This window comes from Methanofastidiosum sp. (genome assembly GCA_013178285.1).
Classification (GTDB): domain Archaea; phylum Methanobacteriota_B; class Thermococci; order Methanofastidiosales; family Methanofastidiosaceae; genus Methanofastidiosum.
The window spans coordinates 1-20,911 of sequence record JABLXD010000033.1 but is presented as its reverse complement, the minus strand read 5'-3'; the positions used below and the strand labels follow the sequence as shown (position 1 = coordinate 20,911).

Genomic DNA, 20,911 nt, shown 5'->3' with positions numbered 1-20,911 from the left:
TACGACATATCAATCCCATCGATAATATTTTTTTTACAACGACTACCACGATTAAATTATTTATATATGAAATAATATATTCATATATATGAAATTAAACTTTCATATATATTTATAAAGATTTGTGTGAGGCAAATTCTTCATCAGTATGGGTAAAGACTAGTAAAGGAATACAAGTTAGAGATGGATGTAATTTTTTTATAATTATGCAATAAAGCATTTACAAACACTAAATTTAAATATCGAATAATTCATAGTCTATTGTGGATAAAAAAATTAATCTTGATGACATAAACAAGTTACTAGAGAAGGGAAAACCAGCTGAATTATTAAATCTTATATTGCATATTCTCGATTTCAAGACAAACGAGATTATTTTATATAACCTTCTATTAAAATCTTCACTAACGATAAAGCAAATCGAAAAAGAATTGAATCTTTCAGAGAGGACAATAAGGAAATATCTTAAAACTTTAGAAGATGAAGGATTTATTTATAAAAGAATAGAGCGCGGCAAAAGATTAATGTACATCTATAGCTCTACGCCAATACAAGAAACGTGGAAATTGGCCGATACTAAAATACGAGATATTTTAGGGAAAATTACAGTGGCCCTAGAGAACAAGCCTTAATTTTAATGCACATGGGGCTACCAGTATGCGTCTTCGATTGTCCCTACCCCTTCGCCCAGATCACTTAGGGTAATTGTTGCGTTTTCATCTTTTATTGTGAGTTCTTTGGAGATAACGGCATATTGGATATAAACTTGAGAGCCGCCGCCCTTCATGTCGTATCTATTAGTTGCATATATCTCTAGAACGGCTTTTACATATTTGTTCTTTTCTACGCCCTTGATACTCCAGTTGTCTCCTATTCTTGATACTTCTAGTTTTGGATTATTCAATCTTATGGTAGTATTATTTTGCGTGTCAAAAAAATTTATAGATTTGTGGAAAAAAGTTTTTGAATCTTTTCCAGTTTTTAGGCAAAAAAATGAAAAAACTGAATGATTCTTGAAAACTACTCTTCCCCAATGGAAAGGCCCAAATGGTGAAACGCCAACTACTTTCTGCAGATGTGCGGTCCCTTTGAAGTCTTTTCCAAGTACAGTGCCACTGGCATCTGAAAATACATCTACCCATCCCATGCCCAAGGGAGGCAGAAACACCCCATACGCATCTTTATTTACAAGAAAATTTCCATTATTCATTTTTAGATTAATCAAGTCTCCTACACCAATTCTATAATTCGGGAAAGATCCGCTGAATACCATCACGCGATTAGAAAGCTCAGAAGTAATTTTTTCCTTTTGAATTCCTGTAATTGCATTTGTAGCCCTTAAACTAAGAAGCTCATTACCATCGTATATCCAGCCAGAGGTCACCACTAGATTTCTATCTTCTCTTAATTCGCTGAATCTCATCTCTTTATTGTTAAATAACATTTTCTTTCCATATTTTCTAAATATGAGAAGCGTGAGTTGCACGGGCCTTTCCCCATCCTGGCCGAAAAAAAGAAACCACCAGTATTCTTTGCCCAGAGGGGGTAATTTCTCAAAGGAGAACATTGTTCTAGTTAAGAGCGCATCGCTTACTTCAGAGCCGTTTATAAAAGAAAGTTTTTTTATAAGATTGTAAGTTTCACAAATTTTTTTAATGCTTTTCATTTAGCGCGGCCTCAATTTATTTTCCAAATAGGAAAAGCTCAAAACTGCTGTTAGTGCAAAAGATAATCTAGCTAAATTAAAAACACCTCGAGTATTACGCATCTGCTTAACTAAAGAAAGGTTCTTTGATATGCTAAAAAGGGAATAATTGTCGAATGAATTGACCACTTCTTTTAAATCAACGTTAATGTCTATTGTTGCATCTTCTTGCTTTTCAGGAATAGTTTTTATTTGCTCAACTTTTTTGCTTGATGTTTTAAATATATAGCTTGCCGATTTACCTCCGTATTTTAAACTAATCTGTATCACTTGGGGCCCCAAAATCCTTAATAGCTTTGACATCTCTATGGCCTCGTCCATAGATATTTTTTTACATTCGTCTTTTTCGGCATCTATAACTGCGTCCAAAAAGATTCCTACATGCTCTACCATTTTATCTTTTCTTAGATCATGACCTGCATTATTGAGAAATTCTAGTTTTGAAATAAGGTCATGAACAAAAACATTTAACTTCTTTTTCTGCCCCGTTTTTACCTGTAAAACTTTGGCCTTGTCCAATAAAACATCTAAAGTCCAAAATCTTAGCATGCAATATGTTTGCAGATATTCCAATTTCTCAGGCGTTAATGAATTTATGTGAAATACTGAGTGCATTTCATCATACTTGGTCCAATCTTGTTCAAAGATTAGGTCGGCTTTTTCCAATTTTTCATAGAATTTTGTTTTTGGGAATGGCGTTGCAATACCAAACGCGCAGTTCAAAAGTCCTATTTTTTTAGCATATGCGGGGAATTTTTTTATGTCTTCTTCTTTTTGACCGGGCAATCCAATTATAAAAGTTCCAGACGCTTCTGCGCCGTTCTCCCTCAATATTTTAACGGCGTTCAGTTGATTATCAAGAGATATATTCTTATTTACACAATTCAAATCTTTTAGATCTGGGCTCTCAAAGCCCATTTCATAATTAAGGAAACCGCTATCGCACATTTTTTTGACAAGTTCAGGATGCTGTACAATACTATCAACTCTTGTCATGATAGAAAATATTATGTCCAATTTATGTTTTTGCAATAAATCACATAAATGGTCTATTCTTGTGGGATCAGATATAAAATTTGGGTCTGTTACAAAAATACGCAATGGCTTTCCTTTGTGAAATGATACAATTTCCATTATTTCTTCCATGATATTTTCCGGCGACCTAAATCGCACCAGTTCTCCACTCATATAAGGTTCACAGCAAAAACTACAGCCTCCATAACATCCACGCGACATCGAAATAACATCCTTTTCTCTGCCCCCATTGTTTCCCTGGAACTTGTAATGATGTTTCCTAAGCCTCCTTGCAGGAAAAGGCAATGAATCTAAATTTTCTATTTTTTGTCTATCGGGATTGTTAATTATTGTATTTTCCTTTTTGTAAGAGATTCCCTTGACCCCTTCTGGATCCCCCCTTTGTACAAGTTCTTTCATTGCAAGTTCACCTTCTCCTCTGACAATCATATCAATATAGGGACTTGCGAGCAATTCATTGGCTATCGCAGTTGGATGGTAGCCCCCCAATATGGTTGTAATGTTATTATCCTTAGCAATTTTTGCAAGATACAAGCCTTCTTTATGTTCTGTTGCAGACATGGATATGCCAATCAAATCAGGCTGATATTTATCAATAAAATACTTGAAGGAATGATTTTCAAACTCCATATCGATTATCCAAACATTGTCAACTTCTTTTTCTATTGAAGCGGCAATGTATTCCAATCCTATAGGGATTAAATCAGTTAAGTGGCCTAATCCCGATCTCCCTTTTGGTTTTACCAATAAAACTTTCTTATACGACATATCAATCCCATCGATAATATTTTTTTTACAACGACTACCACGATTAAATTATTTATATATGAAATAATATATTCATATATATGAAATTAAACTTTCATATATATTTATAAAGATTTGTAATTAGAATGTGGCGATTTATGCAAAATCATTTCTTTCAAGATCGGTACAAATTAAATTCGGAAAGAAATTAGAAATAAATTGTTCTGAATTAATCTATCTTTTCTTCACCTTTTCATTGACCAATGATGCCATCTCTGGATTTGATTTTACAAGCTCTATGAATTTTAATGCGGTCTTTAGGTCCTTTAGCATCTCAACGTTTTCAGTTGATATGTCGATGAACTCTTCCCTGAGTTTCTTTATGTTCGATTCCATCTCGTAAACTTTTTCTTCTTTTAAGGGCATGCCACAACGATAGCAGAACTCTGAAGTCGGACCGCAGTTCTCCTTGCACCTTGGGCATATGACTGGATGGATCTTATCAACCTCGTTTAGCTCCTCTGTTTCTAGGCCGTATACCTTGTTGTAGATGGCCTTATCGATGTCCCTCCCGGAAAGGTGGACGTAAACTCTTGGCATGTCTGAACCCATCTGCCATCCAAGGTAGTGACACATCTCGGACTCTGTAAGTTTTGAAGCCAAGTGTGTTGCTCTAGAGTGCCTTAATGTATGGGGGGAAATTTTCTTGTTTATACCAGCAATCTTTACTACGTTTTTCAAGATAAGATTAAATCTCTCATAAAGAAGGGGTTTCCCGTAGCTTGCAGGCCCAAGGCTGATGAAGAGGTGAGAATTTTCATTTCTCCTTGGGTGCATCTGCATCCAGTTTTTGAGGTAGGATTCAGAGAATACAAACGGCACTAACCTCTCCCCTGTCTTTCCCCTGACCCTTACTTTTCCCCCAAATTTGTTGAACTCAATATCCTTAAATCGTATTGACGCAAGTTCTCCAATCCTAAACCCCCCTTCATAGAGAAGGGCAACTAAGGCCTTATCTCTAGGATGATTTGCAGCATCGATAAGCCTTAATATCTCGTCTTTAGTTACTATCTCTGGTTTCTTGTATATTTTTCTATTTCCCTTGATATACCTTAAGCCTTCCCAATCATCACCCTTTAGCCACCTGAAGAACTTCTTCAGTGTCTTTTGATACTCATTTTTTGAACTTGCGGCAATGTCCGTCATTTCGACCTTTTCAAGGACTTCTATTACATCTTTGGATGTCCAATCAGGAAATGGTGTATCTTTATGCCTCTCGCATACCAATCTAAGGTCAAGCACATATCTGTTAGTTCTCAGAATTCCAATTCTTGTGGCAATAAGATAGCTTTTGAATTCATTGATTATGTTTTTGTTACTTTCACATATAAACGAGTTTTCGAGGAGGGCCAAATTATTTTCAAGTCTTCTTTTTTCATTATATATACCCATGAAATACGATACATGTAACGAATTTAAATACATTTTCCGTGGGATTTTGTCCTTTAGGAAGACTTACTTCCTCGGCGCTTTTTATATCTAATATTCTAGTCTTTAATTCCCAATAAGTTTTAAAAGTAGAACACATTAGTGATTATATGAAGAAACTAATTATTTTTTTTCTATTGTTTTTTGCAATTTTATGTTCAGGTTGTACAATAATCCAAGATTTTGATAAAGAGGCGGCTATAAAAAAGACCGACCCAATAATGGATATAACACTGGAAGGATTAAACGAAAACAACTATGGAAAGTTTACAGAATTTTATACAGATGCATATAAAAAATCTTTTCCTGAAAGTGCATTTTTTAATTTCACAGAAGGATTTTATAAAAATCCAGGAAAGTACATATCTAGAGAAGTATATGATGTCAGGCCAACAACTAATGGCGTAATAATTCATTATAAGGGCATATTTGAAACTCGAGATAACGTTGCAATAACAGTAACATTTGAATTATCAAATGAGGAATATAAAATTAAAAAGATAAGATTTTATTAAAAATTATTTTTTCCCATTATACTTGAGATAAGTAATCTTTTAAATGAACATTGATTTAACATAGTCATGGAAAACAATAATTTAGATGAAATTGATATTAAAATATTGAACGCTTTACAAGATAACTCAGAAATTAGTTTTGAAAACTTGGGAAAAGATCTAGGAGTTTCAAAATCAACAATCCACTATAGGGTAATGAATTTAAAGGAAAGAGGCATTATAAAAAAATTTGCTGCGATTGTAGACCCTGAAAAAGTTGGAATGGGAATCCTTGCTGTTTCTTTGATTAGGGCCCACTACAATCCAGGCTATGTAGAATATATAGGCGACAAATTGAAGAATATTCAAGGTGTGTGGGGGGTCTATTTTCTTATAGGGGAACATGATTTTGTTGTTTTGATACGGGCAAAGGATAAAGATGATCTAAATAGAATTGTTGAAACATTTATTTCAATGAAAGAAATAGAAAGGTCAAACACCCATGTTATAATAAAAAAGATAAAAGAAGATATCCGAGTTGATATATAAATATTTAAAAAAATTAAAAAATTTAATCTTCTTCTGGCCAGAATCTTTCAGTAATAATTTTATCTTCTGTGTAGAAGTTAACTATGGCTTTTCCTTGAGCCTTTATATCTGCAAACTGAGAATTCTTCATTCCACCAAATGGTAAGAATGCTACTGGTGCAGGTATACCTATATTAACTCCAATCATTCCTGCTTCTGTCTTAAGTTTGAATTCCCTAGCCCAGTAACCGTTTTGGGTATAAATTGATGCACCGTTACCGTACTGATGTCTGTTGATTATGCCTATTGCTTCATCAAGAGTCTTTGCTTTCATTATGCAAACTACAGGCCCAAATATTTCGGTCTTGTGGATTTCCATTCCTTCCTTAACATCAGCAAAGATTGTTGGACCTATGAAGTGGCCGCCTTCATTTCCGGGCACTTTAATACCCCTTCCGTCAAGCAATAACTTTGCCCCTTCTTTTATACCAACATCAATCATTTTATTAATAAAGTCAAAGGCATGTTTTGAGATTACCGGCCCCATTAAATTTGGCTCCTCTGCGTATCTTGGGTCAAGAGGGTCTGCGACAATAACTTGCTTTGCAGCTTCGGTGAATTTATCGCAGATTGTTTTATACATCTCGTCTCCTACACCTACAAGCACAGAAGATGCCATACATCTCTGCCCTGCACATCCAAAACATGAAGTCATCATATTTCTTATTACTTCATCTATTTTGGCATCAGGCATTGCGATAAGATGATTCTTAGCACTCCCCATTGCTTGGAATCTCTTGTTATTTCTTGCACATTTTTCTGCTACAGTTCTGCAGACGTTTGTGGATCCTACTAAAGAGAATCCCTTTACTTTTGGATTATCAATAAATGCATCTGCAACTTCTCTGTCACCGTTCACTACGTTGTATACTCCGGGAGGTAAGCCTATTTTATCCATGTACTCTGTAATCTTTATCATTGTTCCAGGAACTTGTTTTGATGGTTTTACAATTACGGTGTTACCTGTTGCTATTGCATATGGTATAAACCAAAATGGAACCATTGCAGGGAAATTAAAAGGTGCTACAATTGTAAAAACTCCCATTGGAAGTCTTAGTACTTCACCATCAATTCCAAATGAAGTTCCTATGATTTTATCACTCTGCTGGAGCATTGGCATTCCGCAGGCAACTTCAATATTTTCAAAACATCTCTTCATTTCGGCTCTTGCGTCTGGAAGAGATTTTCCCATCTCTTCAACTAAGATCTTAGATATTTCTTCTTCATTTTCCATCAAAAGATCTCTTAATTTAAATAAAGGTTTTGCCCTCCTTGGTACGGGTGTCTGGCTCCAAGTTTTAAATGCCTCGTGGGCAATATCAATAGCCTTATCAGCTTCAGACTTTTTTGAAAGTGGAACTTTCGCTATAATCTTACCGGTACTTGGATTTTCTATGTCCACGTATCCATTGTTCGCGGGTTCGACCCATTTTCCGTTTACATAATTTTTGTAAACTTTGACATCCATTTAACTGCCTCCATAGTTTTAAGATATTATTTGGAACTAATTTAAATATTTATAGTTGATTTTGACGTATCTCCAATCTTTTATAAAACTTTCGATATGAAAAGAACATCACATCACTTGAATTATTCCAAATTGAACAATTTGAATATATATTTAAAACTTTTGGTTGGTTTTGTTTTAAATTAGGTAGTAAAACTTATAACTTAATTATAGTTCTGGTGTAGAGTGATTACTGAAGATTATCTAAAAAATAAAATAAATGAACCTTTGGAAAATAAAGAAAAGCTTATTGCTTTAAGGAAGGCCTTCAAGACAACTAGAGACAGGCAAAATGAAAATAAAGTTTTATTCCCTGATTTAAATGAGAGGAAAGAAAGACTAAAAAAAATAAGAGATTTTTCAATTGGTAATAAAGAGCTTTTATCACAGGCTATAAAAAATTTTGAAAAGAATGGTTTTAGAGTATTTTACGCTAATACAAAAAAGGATGCTGTAGATTTTATACTAAATGAGATGGGCAATGAAAAACTCGTTGTTAAATCAAAATCAAACGTTACAAAAGAGATAGGTCTTCATGAACATTTAGAAAAAAATGGAGTAGAAGTTATTGAAACAGATCTTGGGGATTATATAATTCAACTTTCTACAGAAAAACCTGCCCACCCTACAGGCCCTGCATGCCATCTTTCTAGATATGATATCGCCAAGATATTTTCTGAATCTTTTAACAAAGAACTTGAACCAGATCCTCTTGTTCTAACAAAAATTGGTAGACAAAAAATAAGGGAGTATATAGAAAAATCAAAAATAGGTATTACTGGCGCAAATGCAATATGTGCAGAAGAAGGCGCTGTGATAATCATAAACAATGAAGGCAACATTAATCTTGTACAAATGAGGGAGAAAAAACATATAATAGTTACTTCAATAGACAAACTTTATCCTAATATCGAAGAAGCTATTAATATGCTTAAACTCTGTACATATTATGCAACAGGCGCATCAATAACATCATATATTGAAATTATAGCCGGCATCTCAAAGACTGCAGATATAGAAAAAATGTTATTCAAGGGTATGCAAGGCCCGGGTGAAGTGATTTTAGTTCTTGTTGATAATGGGAGAACTGAGGCCTTAGAAAGGGGTTACAAGAATTTATTCTATTGTATAGGCTGTGGAAATTGCCTTCTCGACTGCCCAGTATATTATGTTGTTGGAAACGAGTACGGCTATAAAGGTTATCTTGGGGGGAGGGGTACCTCTGCATCTTATTTTTTAGAGAATTCAGATACCTCTTTGGAAAATGGACTTTTCTTCTGCACAACATGCAATACATGTGAAATATCTTGTCCTGTTGGAATTGGAAATGCTGAATATTCAGAAAGACTAAGGGAAGAAGTTTCTTCAATGGGCGTATTATTCCCAACTCATGAGAAAATAATGGAAAATATTCAAAAAACTAAGAATCCATTTGGAGAATCAATTCATAAACAAATTAAAGAAGGAAACGAGATAGTTTATTTCAGAGGTTGTATGGGGCTATATAGGGAAAATGATATTGCAGATTCTACTATAAAACTTCTTGAAAAAGCAAATGTTTCATATGCCCTAGTTGACGAAGTATGTTGTGGTTCAGTTGCCTTAAGAACAGGGAACAAAAAAATAGCTAGAGAACTTTCAAAAGAAAATCTAGAAAAAATTAAACATACTGGGGCTAAAACTGTTATATTCTCATGCGCAGGTTGTCTTAGAACATTCATTAAGGATTATCCAAATTTTGAAGATATTAATCTAAGATTTATTCATTCTTCACAGTACTTCCTTGAACTTATAAAAGAAGGAAGATTAAAACTAAAAGGCAGTAAAAATTTTAAAGTTACTTTCCATGACCCTTGCCATATGGGAAGGCATCTTAAAATCTATGAAGAGCCAAGAGAAATAATAAAAAAGCTTCCAAATGTAGAATTTGTTGAAATGAAAAGAGCTAAGGAAGACTCAAGATGTTGTGGTGCTGGTGGTGGTGTTAAATCCTTATTCGGTGATCTCTCTAATTCTATGGCAATAGAAAGAATAAATGATGCAAAGGAAATTGAAGCCGAGATTATAGTTTCTACATGCCCTTTCTGTAAAAGAAATCTAAAAGATGCTTCAGAAATGAAAATAATTGATCTTTCTGAGTTACTTTTAGAGTATGTAAGTTAATACTCTACTTTTGTTTTGAACTTTATCCGATAATTATAGAATATTAACGTATTTTGTTTTAATTTTTTATTAAATATTAGAAAAACTTATAAAGGGATTGAAAATCAAGTAAGTAGTCGTTAAAATATTTAGAAAATATGGGGAGTTTAACATGGTATCTGTAAAGGGGAAGTCGCTTGAGGGGCTATTAACTGAATTTAGAAGATTTTACCCTTCAACAGAATTTAAAAAGAAAGCTCATATTACTAGTAAAGAAACAATCGAAAATGCATCTAAAAATTCTGAGAAATTCTGGGAAAGCTATGCCTCTGAACTTCACTGGTATAAAAAATGGGAAAAAGTACTAGATTGGAATCCACCTCACTCGAAGTGGTTTGTTAATGGAGAGCTAAATGCATGTTATAATTGTGTAGACAGACATATTAAAAATGGTGGAAGGAACAAGGCAGCTATAATATGGGAAGGAGAGCCCGGAGATACAAAAACCCTTACTTACTGGGATCTTTATAGGGAAGTAAATAAATTTTCCAATGTTTTAAAAAAATTTGGAGTTGGCAAAGGGGATAGGGTAGCTATTTACATGCCCATGATTCCTGAGGCAGTAATTGCCATGTTAGCATGTGCAAGAATTGGTGCGATTCACATGGTTGTATTTGGAGGATTTAGTTCTGAAGCTTTGAGAGATAGAATAAATGATTGCAAGGCAAAATTATTGATTACTGCAGATGGAGGGTATAGAAGAGGTAGCTTAATACCATTAAAACACGATTCAGATTATGCTGTTAAGGATACGCCATCTATTGAAAATGTATTGATTATAAAAAGGGGAGAGTTCCCTCTCAGGATCAAGAAAGGAAGAGACTTCTGGTGGCATGAACTTGAAGATGAAGTCGATCCTTATTGCGAGCCTGAAAAGATGAATTCTGACGATGGTCTATTCATCTTATATACATCAGGGACAACTGGTAAACCTAAGGGAATTCTTCATTCTACTGGAGGCTATTTAACTGGGGTTTATACCACCAGTAAATTAATATTTGATATGAAAGATCAAGATGTATTTTGGTGCACGGCCGATATAGGTTGGATAACCGGCCACAGTTACATTGTCTATGGCCCTCTTGCAGTTGGGGCAACTCTATTCATGTATGAAGGAGCTCCAGATTGGCCAGAAATGGATAGATACTGGAGAATTATCGACAAATATGGGGTTACAATATTTTACACTGCCCCCACTGCAATAAGAGCTTTCATGAAAGCAGGTACAGAGTATCTAAAGCCTTTTTCATTAGAAACACTAAGATTACTGGGAAGTGTAGGTGAACCAATAAATCCAGAAGCATGGATATGGTATTACACCCATATAGGAAAGAAAAGATGCCCAATAGTAGACACTTGGTGGCAAACAGAAACAGGTATGATAATGATAACAACACTTCCTGGATACCATACAATGAAACCAGGTCATGCAGGATTCCCTTTTCCAGGCGTTTCTCTAGATATATTGAATGAGGCCGGAGAGCCCGTCGAACCTGATGAAGGAGGATATCTTGTTCTAAAAAGTCCTTGGCCTTCAATGTTAAAAGGAATATATGGAGACGAAGAAAAATACCTTGAAAAATACTGGGGTAAATGGGATGGAAAGTATTACTTTACAGGTGACGGTGCAAGAAGAGATAGCGAAGGTTATTTAATGCTTCTTGGAAGGGTAGATGATGTTCTTTCAATTGCGGGACACAGAGTAGGGACTATGGAAGTTGAAAGTGCATTGGTATCTCACCCCTCGGTTGCGGAAGCTGCAGTTGTAGGAATTACTCATGAAATCACTGGGCAAGCAATTGTAGGATTCATTGTTTTGAAAGATAATGTAGACAAAGACTTTGATCTTGAAGATTCTATAAGGGAGCATGTTGTAAAAAAGATAGGCCCAATAGCAAGACCAAGGAAAATTATATTTTCGAGTGAATTACCAAAAACTAGAAGTGGAAAAATAATGAGAAGACTACTTAAAGACATTGCAGAAGGTAAAGTTCTCGGAGATACAACAACACTCACAGAGCCAGAAGTAATTGATAATCTAAAAAAACAGTATGAGAATATTGAGGGTTAAATATCAAACTTACCTTCAAAATCTCTTACTTTATCTTTTTTTCTTTTCTCTAAATACTTGTATACAATTGAATGAGGTTTTCCTTCTAGTATCATTTCTAAGGCTTCTCTAGCATCGGCAACGCCATCAAAATCTCCAATTATGGAAACAGTTTTTCCGTAAACACAAATGTCAGTATTTGTAAGGTCTTCAATTGTTTTCCTTGTGCTTCCTTCTTTTCCAATTATTCTCCCTCTTTGTCTTTCCCATGCTTTGGAAGATTTTCCAAGATAGTCCGGCAGATAAAGCATTTCAAAGATATTATTGTCATTAAATATTTTCGAAGCTTTTTCAAAAGGAAATCCTCTACCGATTGCTCTAACAATATCTCTCGCTTTCCATATATTAAGAGGCTCTTCAGCACCATCTTTTTGAAAAATATTAATTAGTCCTTCTTCACTATCAATCTCAAGTTTTACTGAAAGTCTTTTCTCAATATGTCTCTTAACTTCTCCATCTTTTCCAATAAGAACGCCTAGCCTATCTTGAGGTATTTTTACAAATTCTTCACTCATTTAAAATCCCCTTTAATGATTCTTCTACATCTGGAACTTCAAAATAATTTGAGAAGTAACGAGAGATGTTCTCTATATCTCTCTTCAGAAAATCTTGAGCCATGATATTATTTTTTATTGTACCTTGTGCAAAATCAATAAAATATATCTTTTTCCCCATAAGAATGTTATATTCACTTAAATCAGCATGAATTAAACCAGCTTTGTATAGTTTCCCAATGTTTTCTAATATAATATTGAATTCTTTTTCTGGTTCTTTTGAGTTTACTTCTTTTAAAGTTGGAAATGCCTTCATGCTTTTACCTAAGAATTCCATTATCAAAACATTATTTCTAGTTATAATCGGTTTTGGAACATTAATAACTTCACTTGCTATTTTAAGATTCTTATATTCTCTTTTTGCCCATGCGAAGACGGTACTTCGCTTATCTTTTTTAGTATGGTAAAATCTTGGATCTCCTATGAGATAAGAATACATTTTATTAAAATTTGAAGTTGCAATTCTATATATTTTAACTGCAATCTCTTTTCCATTCTCATCTTTTCCATAAAAAACATTTGCTTCTTTACCTGTTGCAATTTCACCATTTAAAGATTCAATATATCCATTATTCATAAGTTTAAAAAGTGTGAGACGCGTTGATTGATCAAAAACTTCATCCCTAACCTTAAAAATATCAGAATCTCTATTGACTCTTTCACGTTTTAGATTCTTAATATCTTCTCTTCTTTCGTAAACGTCTATATGATCTTCAATAATGCCCATAATCTAAAGAGTCATGTAGCCGTTATCAATTAGCCATTTAGTTTGGGCTCTTGAGTATCGGTATATGATATTTCCTCTTTCGTCACCCTTAATTTCCCATGGTTCTACTAGGACAACCATGCCCATTTTAATCCATAATCTTCTCTTAAATTTCCCTGGAACTGAGCAAATCCTCTCTTTTCCATCTGTACACCTTACTTTCATTCTACCTGCACCGAGCATCTGATCAACGACGCCTAGTACTTCTCCTTTCTGAGGTGTTCTAGTTCTCTGGACTTGTTCTTCTTCATTACCACGTGCTACGTATTTCAGATAATCCCTCCTATATAGACCTTATCTCACTTATAATCTCAACAAGATAATCGATAACGGACTTCTTTAAATCCATTGGATGAACTTCCTTAGATAAGTAAGCCCTTTCAAGTGAGTCGTAGGAATCAAACTCTACATTGCCCCCGTATTTCTCCGACCTTTTAATCTCAAAAGCGCCGGTAATCTTTGGAAAGAGTATAAGACGGGCTATTTGAAGTAGAGGATTCTCCTCCTTTACCCCCACGGGGCAGTATGCCTTATTAATTTTTTCCTTAATAGCTAGCTCTTCATCCCTCACAGATATCATGCTTTCTGGTTTTGAAGAACTCATTTTATCGCCAGGTCCTGTTAGTGATGAAATAAGTGGGGTATGTAAGCAAACAAATGGCTTGTAATCAATTTTTGAAGAAAGTTCTCTTCCTAGCATATGAATCTTTCTCTGTTCTATTCCTCCAATTGCCACATCGACCCCCAAATATTTTATATCTACAATCTGTAAAAACGGATATAAAACTTGAGACACTCTTGCATGTTCAATGTCCCTAGCAATCACCTGCATACTTCTTAATGCTCTGTTTATAGTTGTATCTAAAGAAAGATTGAATACATCATCAATATAATCTAATGACCTTTCAAAAGAAGATCCTAATACATATTCAGCTGATCTGAGTCCAAATGCCTTAAACGTTTCTTCCCAAATTGAAGTTTGCTCATGTATCCACTCCCAGTTGCCCTTTCTGTTAAGCCAAGTATGCCAATCAGCGAATAGAACTTTTACTTTAAATCCGGCTTTTTCCATATCTTTCAATTTCGACATTGTCACAAGGTGACCAAGATGAACATCACCAGAAGTTTCATAACCACAGTAGCAAACCGGTTCGTTTTTCGTAGCCAATAGCTCCATGAGCTCTTCTTCAGTTACTACTTCTTCAGCGTTTCTAGCTATAATCTCTAATCTATTATCCATGGCGAACACCTATATTATTAGTATTTATTTCTTTCTCATTTTGTGATATTTAAGATAAAATAACAGATATAAGAATTTAGGAATGTCCAATACCGTAAAATGTGATTTCTCATCTCCGTATATGGTCTCAATTGGAACTTCTTCAACTTTCATATGAAACTTTCCCACATAAGACAATATTTCTGTTTCTATATTATATCTGTCCGACTCCAAATGCATTTTATTTAATAAATCTCGCTTGATGGCCCTATACCCTGATTGTGTATCTTTAATGTTAAGTCCAAAGAATAGTCTTATCAAAGCTGTAGAGATTGTATTCGATAATTTTCTAACTATCGGCATGCTCTTAGTATCTCCCAAAAATCTTGAGCCTATAGTAATGTCGGCCCTGCCTTTTTGGATTGGCTCAACGAGTTTATGGATATCTTCGGGCTTATGTTGAAGATCTGCATCAAGGAAGACAATTATGTCTCCATTTGCTGCACTGATTCCAGTTCTCATTGCCCTTCCTTTACCGTAGTTGACTTTATGGGTTACAACTTTCGCACCGGCTTTTTCGGCTATTTCTCCAGTTTTATCTTTACTTCCATCATCTACTACTATTTTTTCAAAGATGCCAGTGGGTATCCTCTTGACAACTTCATAGATACTTTTCTCAACGTTAAATGAAGGGATTACTACTGAAACCCGTTCCATGGAAAAAGAATAAAAAGAAGATTTATAAGCCTTAAGATAAAAGAAAATATCTATTAGAGCCCAAAATGATTAAATTTGTAATAGTATAATAAAAAGTTTTATAAGGTAACGAAAAGGCTTTAGGAAAAAGGTGAGTTCATGAAGAGGAGAATAAAAAATCTTTTGAGGAGCGTCAAGAAAAGTGGAGCATATCCTCAGAAGGTCAATTTCAAAAAGAGAAAAAAAGAGAAGTACTATCCAGCACTCAGAAGCTAAACACAACTTTTTTAATATATTATTTTAATTAATTTATATGGTTTCTAAGAAAAAAATACTGTATTTTACTTCTTTTTCTCATACAATAACTCATGCAATGACTTTGACACTTGCACCACTATTGCCATTGATTAGGTCAGACCTAAGTCTAACAAATGCAGAAACTGCATCTTTTGCCTTTATTTCATTCCTTATGTATGGTGCTATGGCCTTACCCATAGGATTTATATCAGATAGAATAGGGTCACTAAAAGTCATTAAAATTGGATTAATATTATTCATTGTTTCAATTGCAGGAATTTTTTTATCTAAGGGCCCCTTTACTTTAGGGCTATCAGTTTTATTGCTAGGGATGGGTGCAGGGACTTATCATCCTGCCGGACTCTCACTCGTATCTAGAATTTATCCAAAAGATATGGGAAAAGCTATGGGATTTAATGGATTGCTTGGAAACTTGGGTGAGGCTTCTTCTCCAATAATAGCTGCGGCAGTTGGGGTATATATTGGATGGCGATATCCTTACTTATTCTGGAGCGTGCCAATATTTATTTTACTATTAGTGAGTCTCACAATTAAAGATTCAAAGATTAAAGATCATATAAATGAAGAAGAAAGTCATGATTTTAGCTATAAAGAGGAAACAAAAAAGTTAATTTCCAAAGAATTTCTTTTATATATACTAATTCTTCTTTTTAGAGGATTATTCTATACTGGAACAGTTTTATTACTTACTACTTTTGCTAAAGATGTCTTATCCTTAAAAGTCTTAATAGGGGGTTTGATAACGACAATTCTAATAGTATCCGGTATGCCTGGGCAGATTATAGGGGGAAAGATATCTGACAAATTTGGTTACAAAAAACCCCTCTTTTTCTTAACTTTTATTTGTTCTATTTCTATTGCATTTATTGCCAATACATCAAATTCTATAATCTTTTTATTATTTTCAATATTAATGGGATTTTCTTATTTTGCTGCACAGCCATCTCAAAATATGCTTACGGCTTCTATGGGTAGTCCAAAGATAAGAGGGCTTCTCTATGGATTTAGTTCTCTTTGCATATTTGGTTTTGGATCCTTTGCTGTTTCAGTAGGAGGTTATATCGCTGATATTTTAACATGGAGGGATGCATTTTATATACTGGCCTTATTTGCCTTAATAGATGTTTTTTTAATATATCTTAAAAGAGAAAAAAGAGAAGATATTAAACAAACTTAATTTGTCTTGGAAATTCACCCAAATATTTTTTAAATTCTTTTGGCCATTTATCTGAGTCAAGACTTTTTTGGGCAAGGAAAGATACTGTCCATCTTTGGAGACCTATGCCTGAACAGCCAGACCAAAGCTCTTTATTTTTGGAAGATTTAATAGAAAAGGCTTTGGTATATTTATCTCCCACTATGGAAAGATTCTGGAATTCTAACCATTCACTTTCTTCCCTATTTCCCCTTGAAGGAATCCAAGATTCATAGTCCACAGTTCCTTTGATTCTTTCTGTTTCTTTTTCGATCCCCGTTTGACCTGACTGAGCCATGTAAAATGGTGTTACCCAAGCAGTCCTCCACTCAATCTCAAATATTTTATCAAAAACATATGCATATCTTTCCATCATTTTTTCTTTGAGTTCAATCAACTGCTCTGGATATCCTATAAATACAGGTTCTATCCTCCAGAATTCATTAACTCTTTCAATGCCTTGTCTACCGCCGGCTTCCCACCGGTAAGAGGGCCCACTTTTATCATAAATTAAAACGGGGAATTCGGAATCATCTATAGTTTTCCCGTCAAAAGCCCAGTACATTGGCGGACATTGGGCATATGTCATTCCCCCTATTGGATCCCTCATCCTTTCACGTATCTTATCAACGTAAGCTTTTTTTGTTATTTTGTATAAATCAATTACTTCTTCCCATACGGAAATATCTCTTGAGATTGGCGGGGAAACATAATAGATTTCAGGTTCACTCCCGGATAAGTGCCCTGTTTTTTCCCAAATCTCAAATGGAACTAGTTTTGGGGCTATAACTTCAATGAATCCCAACGGTTTTAGAATCTCTTCAACTGCAATCCTTTCCATTGTTCGTAAAAGTGTGGCAATTGGTGCATGGTAAAACCACTGGCCCTGACTTGGACCTTGCTTAAGCCATCCTAGTGCCAATAACTCTGTTGTCGGATCTTTTGTTGTTAAAGGCTCAATTTCTTTACTCTTTGAAATTAACTCCCAGTGTTCGCCCTTTCCTCCCCAGAACTGTGCTTCAACTTTATCATAGAACAAATTAATTATACGATCAACATGATTTTTTGTTAGAAACTCTTCATCTAAATCATTAAGAATTAATATTGCATTGTTATCTTGTATAGATATATTATCCACGAAAGGGATATTTATTGGATCCTTTGGGATTTTTTCAAGCTCTAGGGTCAAAGTATATTTTTTACCAACAACTTTTTTAATCCCAACCTTAAACTCCTTTCCGAGAAGCATAGATAGTGAATTTTTAAGTCTTATAGCAACTGCATGGGATCGGACATATGTCCCACTTTCGATAATAACTGAGATTGAATCATCTAAGATCTTTGAATCAAGTATCCTTGGTGATTCTGAAAGTTTATCTTTCGGTAATCCTTTGACCAATATTTCTTTAGTTTCTTCAGCAAGATATTTTTTTATTTTTTGAACTCCGTCTCCTGTTAGCGGTTTGCTTAGGAGGTACTCGGCATTTAATTGGAGTTTCATTATATCACAGCACCAACTTTATTTGATTATATATAAAAGTATTGACTTTTTTAGAAAAATATTTTTAAATGAACTAAGACAGATCGCCTCCGTTCACAAATGGTTCCCCAATCAGGTCAGTCTGTTTTGGTTTTTTCTTGTTCTTATGTGAAAAGAAAGCCATAAGGAATAATACCCAAGCTAATGAGGTATAAATAACCATAGAGGTAAAATCTCCTTCAAAATACACCCTTATGCCTTGAATATAAATTAAGGCTCCAACAATAATATATGGTATTGTAAGATTTTTCATTTTTCATCCACTTTTTTCAAATCTTTTTTCTTTCTAAAAAATGTGTATGAGGCCATCAAAAATAATAATGCCGCTATACCGTTTAAAAGTGCGCCTGCTGAATCCCCCAAGGATAGGGATCTCATCCCGACCAAAAAGAATAATATTCCTATAAAAAATGTTAATATTCTAAAATTTTTATAGGGATCTCGGGGTTTAATTTCTATATTTTTCTTTTTATTTTTTGTAGATACCATTAATATGAATACATTAAGTAGTTATATAAAAGTTATTCGATTTAGATGAATCTCTATAGAAAGATTTAAAAATAGTTTCCGATAATCATCATTAGGTACAATGGAAACACCATTACACTGTATAAAATTGCTAGACAAGGAAAAGAGAATACTTGTTCCTTCCTGGACATTCATTACCACGGCCTTTCTAACCTCACTAGGTTACTTTTTGACAATATTATCCAAAGTATCAGATGGCTCTTTTTTATCAAATTTAGTATTTGCAAGAAAAAATAGCATTGTATTTGTTTTGAAATATCTAGACATAACTTCTATTGAAGTTGGTGAATTCTACGCAAGATAAGTATAACACGGAGATGGTGTAGGGAGAGATCCCAGCTGGCTGTTTTTATGGAATCAGAAGATGATGATGCGTCAAATAGTTGTGATGTAAAAACGATTAATAATTTTGCTCCACCTTTTGTTAATTTTTTAGAGGTAAATGAAGATAGTAATTCCAAATCCCAAAAAAAAGGTGCTGGAATTTTGCATAAAAAGGCAAGTCTTTTTGATAGAGACATAACTGAGATGTACTCGGGCAACAATTTATTTGTTCTAAGTAACGAATACCACTATAAAACTGAGTCCTATTATAGGATCGTTCTAAGAGAAAATCAGAATGGATTCAAGATAACACCAAGTAGTGATGAAGTACTTGATGCCTACGTTGTTCCAATATGCCTAACAAAAGCAGATATTGCTGGCATACCTGTCTGTGAATGGGGGATCTCCGATACTTATTGCCCCTTGCCCTCTATAATCTATGGAATTAACTATTATTCAGATTCGTCAAAGTTTGAAGTTGTTACAGATTTAGACTCTGCAAAGGAAGTAATAAAAAAAGTTACACATGGGGGAAAATATCCTTTCTGTTTCCAAAGATTACCTCCTAACGCCGAAATAAAAACTTTCTCGACTCTATTCGGAAAAAATACTACAACAGACCCTGAAATTTGTGCTCTACTTATGAAAATATATGAAATATTTGAAATACCAGTTGCTAAGATAATTCTCATATATGATGGAGAAAAATACTACTTATCTTCAATTTCTCCTATGAGAAACTCGGAAATATCTAGTAATGAAAAAGAAGAATTCAAAGCAAGGGTCGAGATTGGGATAGAAAATGGGGAAATTAGGAATTTTTGTTGATAGGCAAACCCTAAGTAGCTCTGTACAGCTTATCTCTCTAATTAAATTTAGGGAAGAAGCCGAAAGGCTGGGGCACGAAGCCTATTTTATATTTCCCACAGAAATAAAAAAAATATCTGGACTTGATGCACTTTTTATTAGAGCAAGGACAGACTCTATGAATATTAGTTATGTAGCAGCGAGAATTGCAGAATTAAAAGGGATTCCTGTAATAGATGATCCAAATTCTATAAGAATATGTTCAGACAAGATTAATATGTATCTTCACCTGATGAAAAAAGATGTGCCTATGCCAAAAACAATTTTCATGAAAAAAGGAGAAGTAACTTTAGAGAATCTAGAAGAAGTATTCAAAATGTTTAATCCTCCTATAATCCTAAAAGAACCATCGACTTCATTTTCAGCAAGAGTCGAGAGAGTATATACAAAAGAGGAATTCATAAAAGTTTCAAGAAGATTCATAAAACTTTCTGATTGGGTTGTAGTCCAAGAATACATTGACAGCAAGTTTGATTGGAGAATAGGTGTCCTTAATGGAGAGTTGTTATATGCTTGTAAGTATATAATACCTAATGAAACCTTTAAGATACAGGCTTCCGTAAATGGCCATTTGGTTTATTGCGATGTTGTAAGTGTTCCTAAAGAAGAAGTCCCTAAGGAGATTATTGATGTTGGAATAAGAGCAGGCAATGCTATTGGAAATGGCCTATATGGAGTGGACATTAAAGAAAGTCATGGATCGCTATATGTTATTGAAGTTAACGACAATCCTTCACTAGATGGCGGGGAAGATAAGCGTTATCCCGACATCTATGAGAGAATAATCAATCATTTGATGCAGGGAAAAAGTAAATAAAAATATTTACCACTTTCTAATAAATATATCCCTGAAAAACTAAGAAATAAGTTAATTACCTTATGTAACCTGTTTCTTCATTTCCAGGCGGCAGTGTCTGATATTCAGTCATGTTCTTCTGCATTTCTTGTATCTTTGAAAGTGCTTTATCAGTTTCTTCTGCTCTCTTATCAAGTTCTTCCATGTTTATTTCAAGTTCCAATATATCGAC

The 20,911-nt window shown here is 34.3% G+C and carries 22 protein-coding genes; 9 read left to right on the top strand and 13 right to left on the bottom strand.

The window, feature by feature from the left end; genetic code table 11:
* Positions 1-263 precede the first annotated feature (263 nt).
* Entirely contained in the window at positions 264-632 is a 369-nt protein-coding gene (locus HPY60_09465) for a helix-turn-helix transcriptional regulator (GenBank protein ID NPV51409.1), read from the top strand.
* A 17-nt stretch (positions 633-649) separates the two neighbouring features.
* On the opposite strand, the gene HPY60_09460 is transcribed toward HPY60_09465, so the two are convergent.
* From HPY60_09460 to HPY60_09450, 3 genes are all read right to left on the bottom strand, one after another.
* Positions 650-1,666 carry a hypothetical protein gene (locus HPY60_09460; protein NPV51408.1) on the bottom strand — a complete coding sequence of 339 codons (1,017 nt, stop codon included), beginning with the start codon at positions 1,664-1,666 and terminating at the stop codon, positions 650-652.
* Positions 1,667-3,508 (bottom strand): B12-binding domain-containing radical SAM protein, encoded by a 1,842-nt coding sequence (locus tag HPY60_09455; protein NPV51407.1) that lies wholly within the window; start codon positions 3,506-3,508, stop codon positions 1,667-1,669.
* Positions 3,509-3,721: 213 nt separating this feature from the next.
* Positions 3,722-4,939 carry a tyrosine-type recombinase/integrase gene (locus HPY60_09450; GenBank protein NPV51406.1) on the bottom strand — a complete coding sequence of 406 codons (1,218 nt, stop codon included), beginning with the start codon at positions 4,937-4,939 and terminating at the stop codon, positions 3,722-3,724.
* Positions 4,940-5,085: 146 nt separating this feature from the next.
* Here HPY60_09450 and HPY60_09445 point away from each other — a divergent pair, with 146 nt between their 5' ends.
* A complete protein-coding gene (locus HPY60_09445; GenBank protein ID NPV51405.1) occupies positions 5,086-5,490 on the top strand; it encodes a DUF3887 domain-containing protein in 405 nt (134 codons plus the stop codon).
* A 66-nt stretch (positions 5,491-5,556) separates the two neighbouring features.
* Positions 5,557-6,018, top strand: a complete 462-nt coding sequence (locus HPY60_09440) for an Lrp/AsnC family transcriptional regulator (protein ID NPV51404.1) — start codon at positions 5,557-5,559, stop codon at positions 6,016-6,018.
* Positions 6,019-6,040: 22 nt separating this feature from the next.
* Here the strand turns inward: HPY60_09440 and HPY60_09435 are convergent, their stop codons facing one another.
* Positions 6,041-7,525 carry a CoA-acylating methylmalonate-semialdehyde dehydrogenase gene (locus HPY60_09435; protein ID NPV51403.1) on the bottom strand — a complete coding sequence of 495 codons (1,485 nt, stop codon included), beginning with the start codon at positions 7,523-7,525 and terminating at the stop codon, positions 6,041-6,043.
* A gap of 225 nt (positions 7,526-7,750) precedes the next feature.
* Between HPY60_09435 and HPY60_09430 the strand changes: the two genes are divergently transcribed.
* Complete coding sequence (locus HPY60_09430; GenBank protein NPV51402.1) at positions 7,751-9,727, top strand: LUD domain-containing protein; 1,977 nt, start codon at positions 7,751-7,753, stop codon at positions 9,725-9,727.
* Positions 9,728-9,878: 151 nt separating this feature from the next.
* On the top strand, positions 9,879-11,837 hold the full coding sequence (acs, locus tag HPY60_09425; protein NPV51401.1) for an acetate--CoA ligase: 1,959 nt from the start codon (positions 9,879-9,881) through the stop codon (positions 11,835-11,837).
* Here acs and HPY60_09420 read toward each other — a convergent pair.
* Genes HPY60_09420 through HPY60_09400 form a run of 5 tightly spaced genes read right to left on the bottom strand, consistent with a single transcriptional unit; the run spans position 11,834 to position 15,132 of the window.
* Positions 11,834-12,391 carry an RNA-processing protein gene (locus HPY60_09420; GenBank protein ID NPV51400.1) on the bottom strand — a complete coding sequence of 186 codons (558 nt, stop codon included), beginning with the start codon at positions 12,389-12,391 and terminating at the stop codon, positions 11,834-11,836. The genes acs and HPY60_09420 overlap by 4 nt on opposite strands.
* Positions 12,384-13,157 (bottom strand): serine protein kinase RIO, encoded by a 774-nt coding sequence (locus HPY60_09415; protein ID NPV51399.1) that lies wholly within the window; start codon positions 13,155-13,157, stop codon positions 12,384-12,386. Before HPY60_09415 ends, HPY60_09420 begins: the two co-directional genes overlap by 8 nt.
* Before the next feature lie 3 nt (positions 13,158-13,160).
* On the bottom strand, positions 13,161-13,469 hold the full coding sequence (eif1A, locus tag HPY60_09410; protein NPV51398.1) for a translation initiation factor eIF-1A: 309 nt from the start codon (positions 13,467-13,469) through the stop codon (positions 13,161-13,163).
* A gap of 10 nt (positions 13,470-13,479) precedes the next feature.
* A complete protein-coding gene (locus tag HPY60_09405; protein ID NPV51397.1) occupies positions 13,480-14,436 on the bottom strand; it encodes a tyrosine--tRNA ligase in 957 nt (318 codons plus the stop codon).
* A 24-nt stretch (positions 14,437-14,460) separates the two neighbouring features.
* Complete coding sequence (locus HPY60_09400; protein ID NPV51396.1) at positions 14,461-15,132, bottom strand: glycosyltransferase family 2 protein; 672 nt, start codon at positions 15,130-15,132, stop codon at positions 14,461-14,463.
* A 292-nt stretch (positions 15,133-15,424) separates the two neighbouring features.
* Here HPY60_09400 and HPY60_09395 point away from each other — a divergent pair, with 292 nt between their 5' ends.
* The gene (locus tag HPY60_09395; protein NPV51395.1) at positions 15,425-16,606 is read left to right on the top strand and encodes an MFS transporter; all 1,182 of its coding nucleotides are present in this window, start codon (positions 15,425-15,427) and stop codon (positions 16,604-16,606) included.
* Here HPY60_09395 and HPY60_09390 read toward each other — a convergent pair.
* The 3 genes from HPY60_09390 to HPY60_09380 all read right to left on the bottom strand — a co-directional run bounded on the left by HPY60_09390 (position 16,593) and on the right by HPY60_09380 (position 18,653).
* The gene (locus tag HPY60_09390) at positions 16,593-18,125 is read right to left on the bottom strand and encodes a serine--tRNA ligase (protein ID NPV51394.1); all 1,533 of its coding nucleotides are present in this window, start codon (positions 18,123-18,125) and stop codon (positions 16,593-16,595) included. The genes HPY60_09395 and HPY60_09390 overlap by 14 nt on opposite strands.
* 73 nt (positions 18,126-18,198) lie before the next feature.
* Complete coding sequence (locus HPY60_09385; protein NPV51393.1) at positions 18,199-18,417, bottom strand: hypothetical protein; 219 nt, start codon at positions 18,415-18,417, stop codon at positions 18,199-18,201.
* Positions 18,414-18,653 carry a hypothetical protein gene (locus HPY60_09380; GenBank protein ID NPV51392.1) on the bottom strand — a complete coding sequence of 80 codons (240 nt, stop codon included), beginning with the start codon at positions 18,651-18,653 and terminating at the stop codon, positions 18,414-18,416. The genes HPY60_09385 and HPY60_09380 overlap by 4 nt, the downstream gene beginning before the upstream one ends.
* Before the next feature lie 100 nt (positions 18,654-18,753).
* Between HPY60_09380 and HPY60_09375 the strand changes: the two genes are divergently transcribed.
* The 3 genes from HPY60_09375 to HPY60_09365 are packed head-to-tail and all read left to right on the top strand — an operon-like array spanning position 18,754 to position 20,700.
* On the top strand, positions 18,754-18,996 hold the full coding sequence (locus HPY60_09375; protein ID NPV51391.1) for a hypothetical protein: 243 nt from the start codon (positions 18,754-18,756) through the stop codon (positions 18,994-18,996).
* Positions 18,997-19,043: 47 nt separating this feature from the next.
* Entirely contained in the window at positions 19,044-19,844 is an 801-nt protein-coding gene (locus tag HPY60_09370) for a hypothetical protein (GenBank protein NPV51390.1), read from the top strand.
* Complete coding sequence (locus tag HPY60_09365) at positions 19,819-20,700, top strand: RimK family alpha-L-glutamate ligase (GenBank protein NPV51389.1); 882 nt, start codon at positions 19,819-19,821, stop codon at positions 20,698-20,700. Before HPY60_09370 ends, HPY60_09365 begins: the two co-directional genes overlap by 26 nt.
* 55 nt (positions 20,701-20,755) lie before the next feature.
* Here HPY60_09365 and HPY60_09360 read toward each other — a convergent pair.
* Positions 20,756-20,911, bottom strand: a 156-nt coding sequence (locus HPY60_09360) for a proteasome assembly chaperone family protein (protein NPV51388.1), incomplete at its 5' end; no start/stop codon positions are given.

Coding starts and splice junctions, on each gene's coding strand:
- HPY60_09460 (NPV51408.1), bottom strand. CDS start 1,666: ATGAAAAGCATTAAAAAAATTTGTGAAACTTACAATCTTATAAAAAAA.
- HPY60_09455 (NPV51407.1), bottom strand. CDS start 3,508: ATGTCGTATAAGAAAGTTTTATTGGTAAAACCAAAAGGGAGATCGGGA.
- HPY60_09450 (NPV51406.1), bottom strand. CDS start 4,939: ATGGGTATATATAATGAAAAAAGAAGACTTGAAAATAATTTGGCCCTC.
- HPY60_09445 (NPV51405.1), top strand. CDS start 5,086: ATGAAGAAACTAATTATTTTTTTTCTATTGTTTTTTGCAATTTTATGT.
- HPY60_09440 (NPV51404.1), top strand. CDS start 5,557: ATGGAAAACAATAATTTAGATGAAATTGATATTAAAATATTGAACGCT.
- HPY60_09435 (NPV51403.1), bottom strand. CDS start 7,525: ATGGATGTCAAAGTTTACAAAAATTATGTAAACGGAAAATGGGTCGAA.
- acs (NPV51401.1), top strand. CDS start 9,879: ATGGTATCTGTAAAGGGGAAGTCGCTTGAGGGGCTATTAACTGAATTT.
- HPY60_09420 (NPV51400.1), bottom strand. CDS start 12,391: ATGAGTGAAGAATTTGTAAAAATACCTCAAGATAGGCTAGGCGTTCTT.
- HPY60_09415 (NPV51399.1), bottom strand. CDS start 13,157: ATGGGCATTATTGAAGATCATATAGACGTTTACGAAAGAAGAGAAGAT.
- HPY60_09405 (NPV51397.1), bottom strand. CDS start 14,436: ATGGATAATAGATTAGAGATTATAGCTAGAAACGCTGAAGAAGTAGTA.
- HPY60_09400 (NPV51396.1), bottom strand. CDS start 15,132: ATGGAACGGGTTTCAGTAGTAATCCCTTCATTTAACGTTGAGAAAAGT.
- HPY60_09395 (NPV51395.1), top strand. CDS start 15,425: ATGGTTTCTAAGAAAAAAATACTGTATTTTACTTCTTTTTCTCATACA.
- HPY60_09390 (NPV51394.1), bottom strand. CDS start 18,125: ATGAAACTCCAATTAAATGCCGAGTACCTCCTAAGCAAACCGCTAACA.
- HPY60_09385 (NPV51393.1), bottom strand. CDS start 18,417: ATGAAAAATCTTACAATACCATATATTATTGTTGGAGCCTTAATTTAT.
- HPY60_09380 (NPV51392.1), bottom strand. CDS start 18,653: ATGGTATCTACAAAAAATAAAAAGAAAAATATAGAAATTAAACCCCGA.
- HPY60_09375 (NPV51391.1), top strand. CDS start 18,754: ATGGAAACACCATTACACTGTATAAAATTGCTAGACAAGGAAAAGAGA.
- HPY60_09370 (NPV51390.1), top strand. CDS start 19,044: ATGGAATCAGAAGATGATGATGCGTCAAATAGTTGTGATGTAAAAACG.
- HPY60_09365 (NPV51389.1), top strand. CDS start 19,819: ATGGGGAAATTAGGAATTTTTGTTGATAGGCAAACCCTAAGTAGCTCT.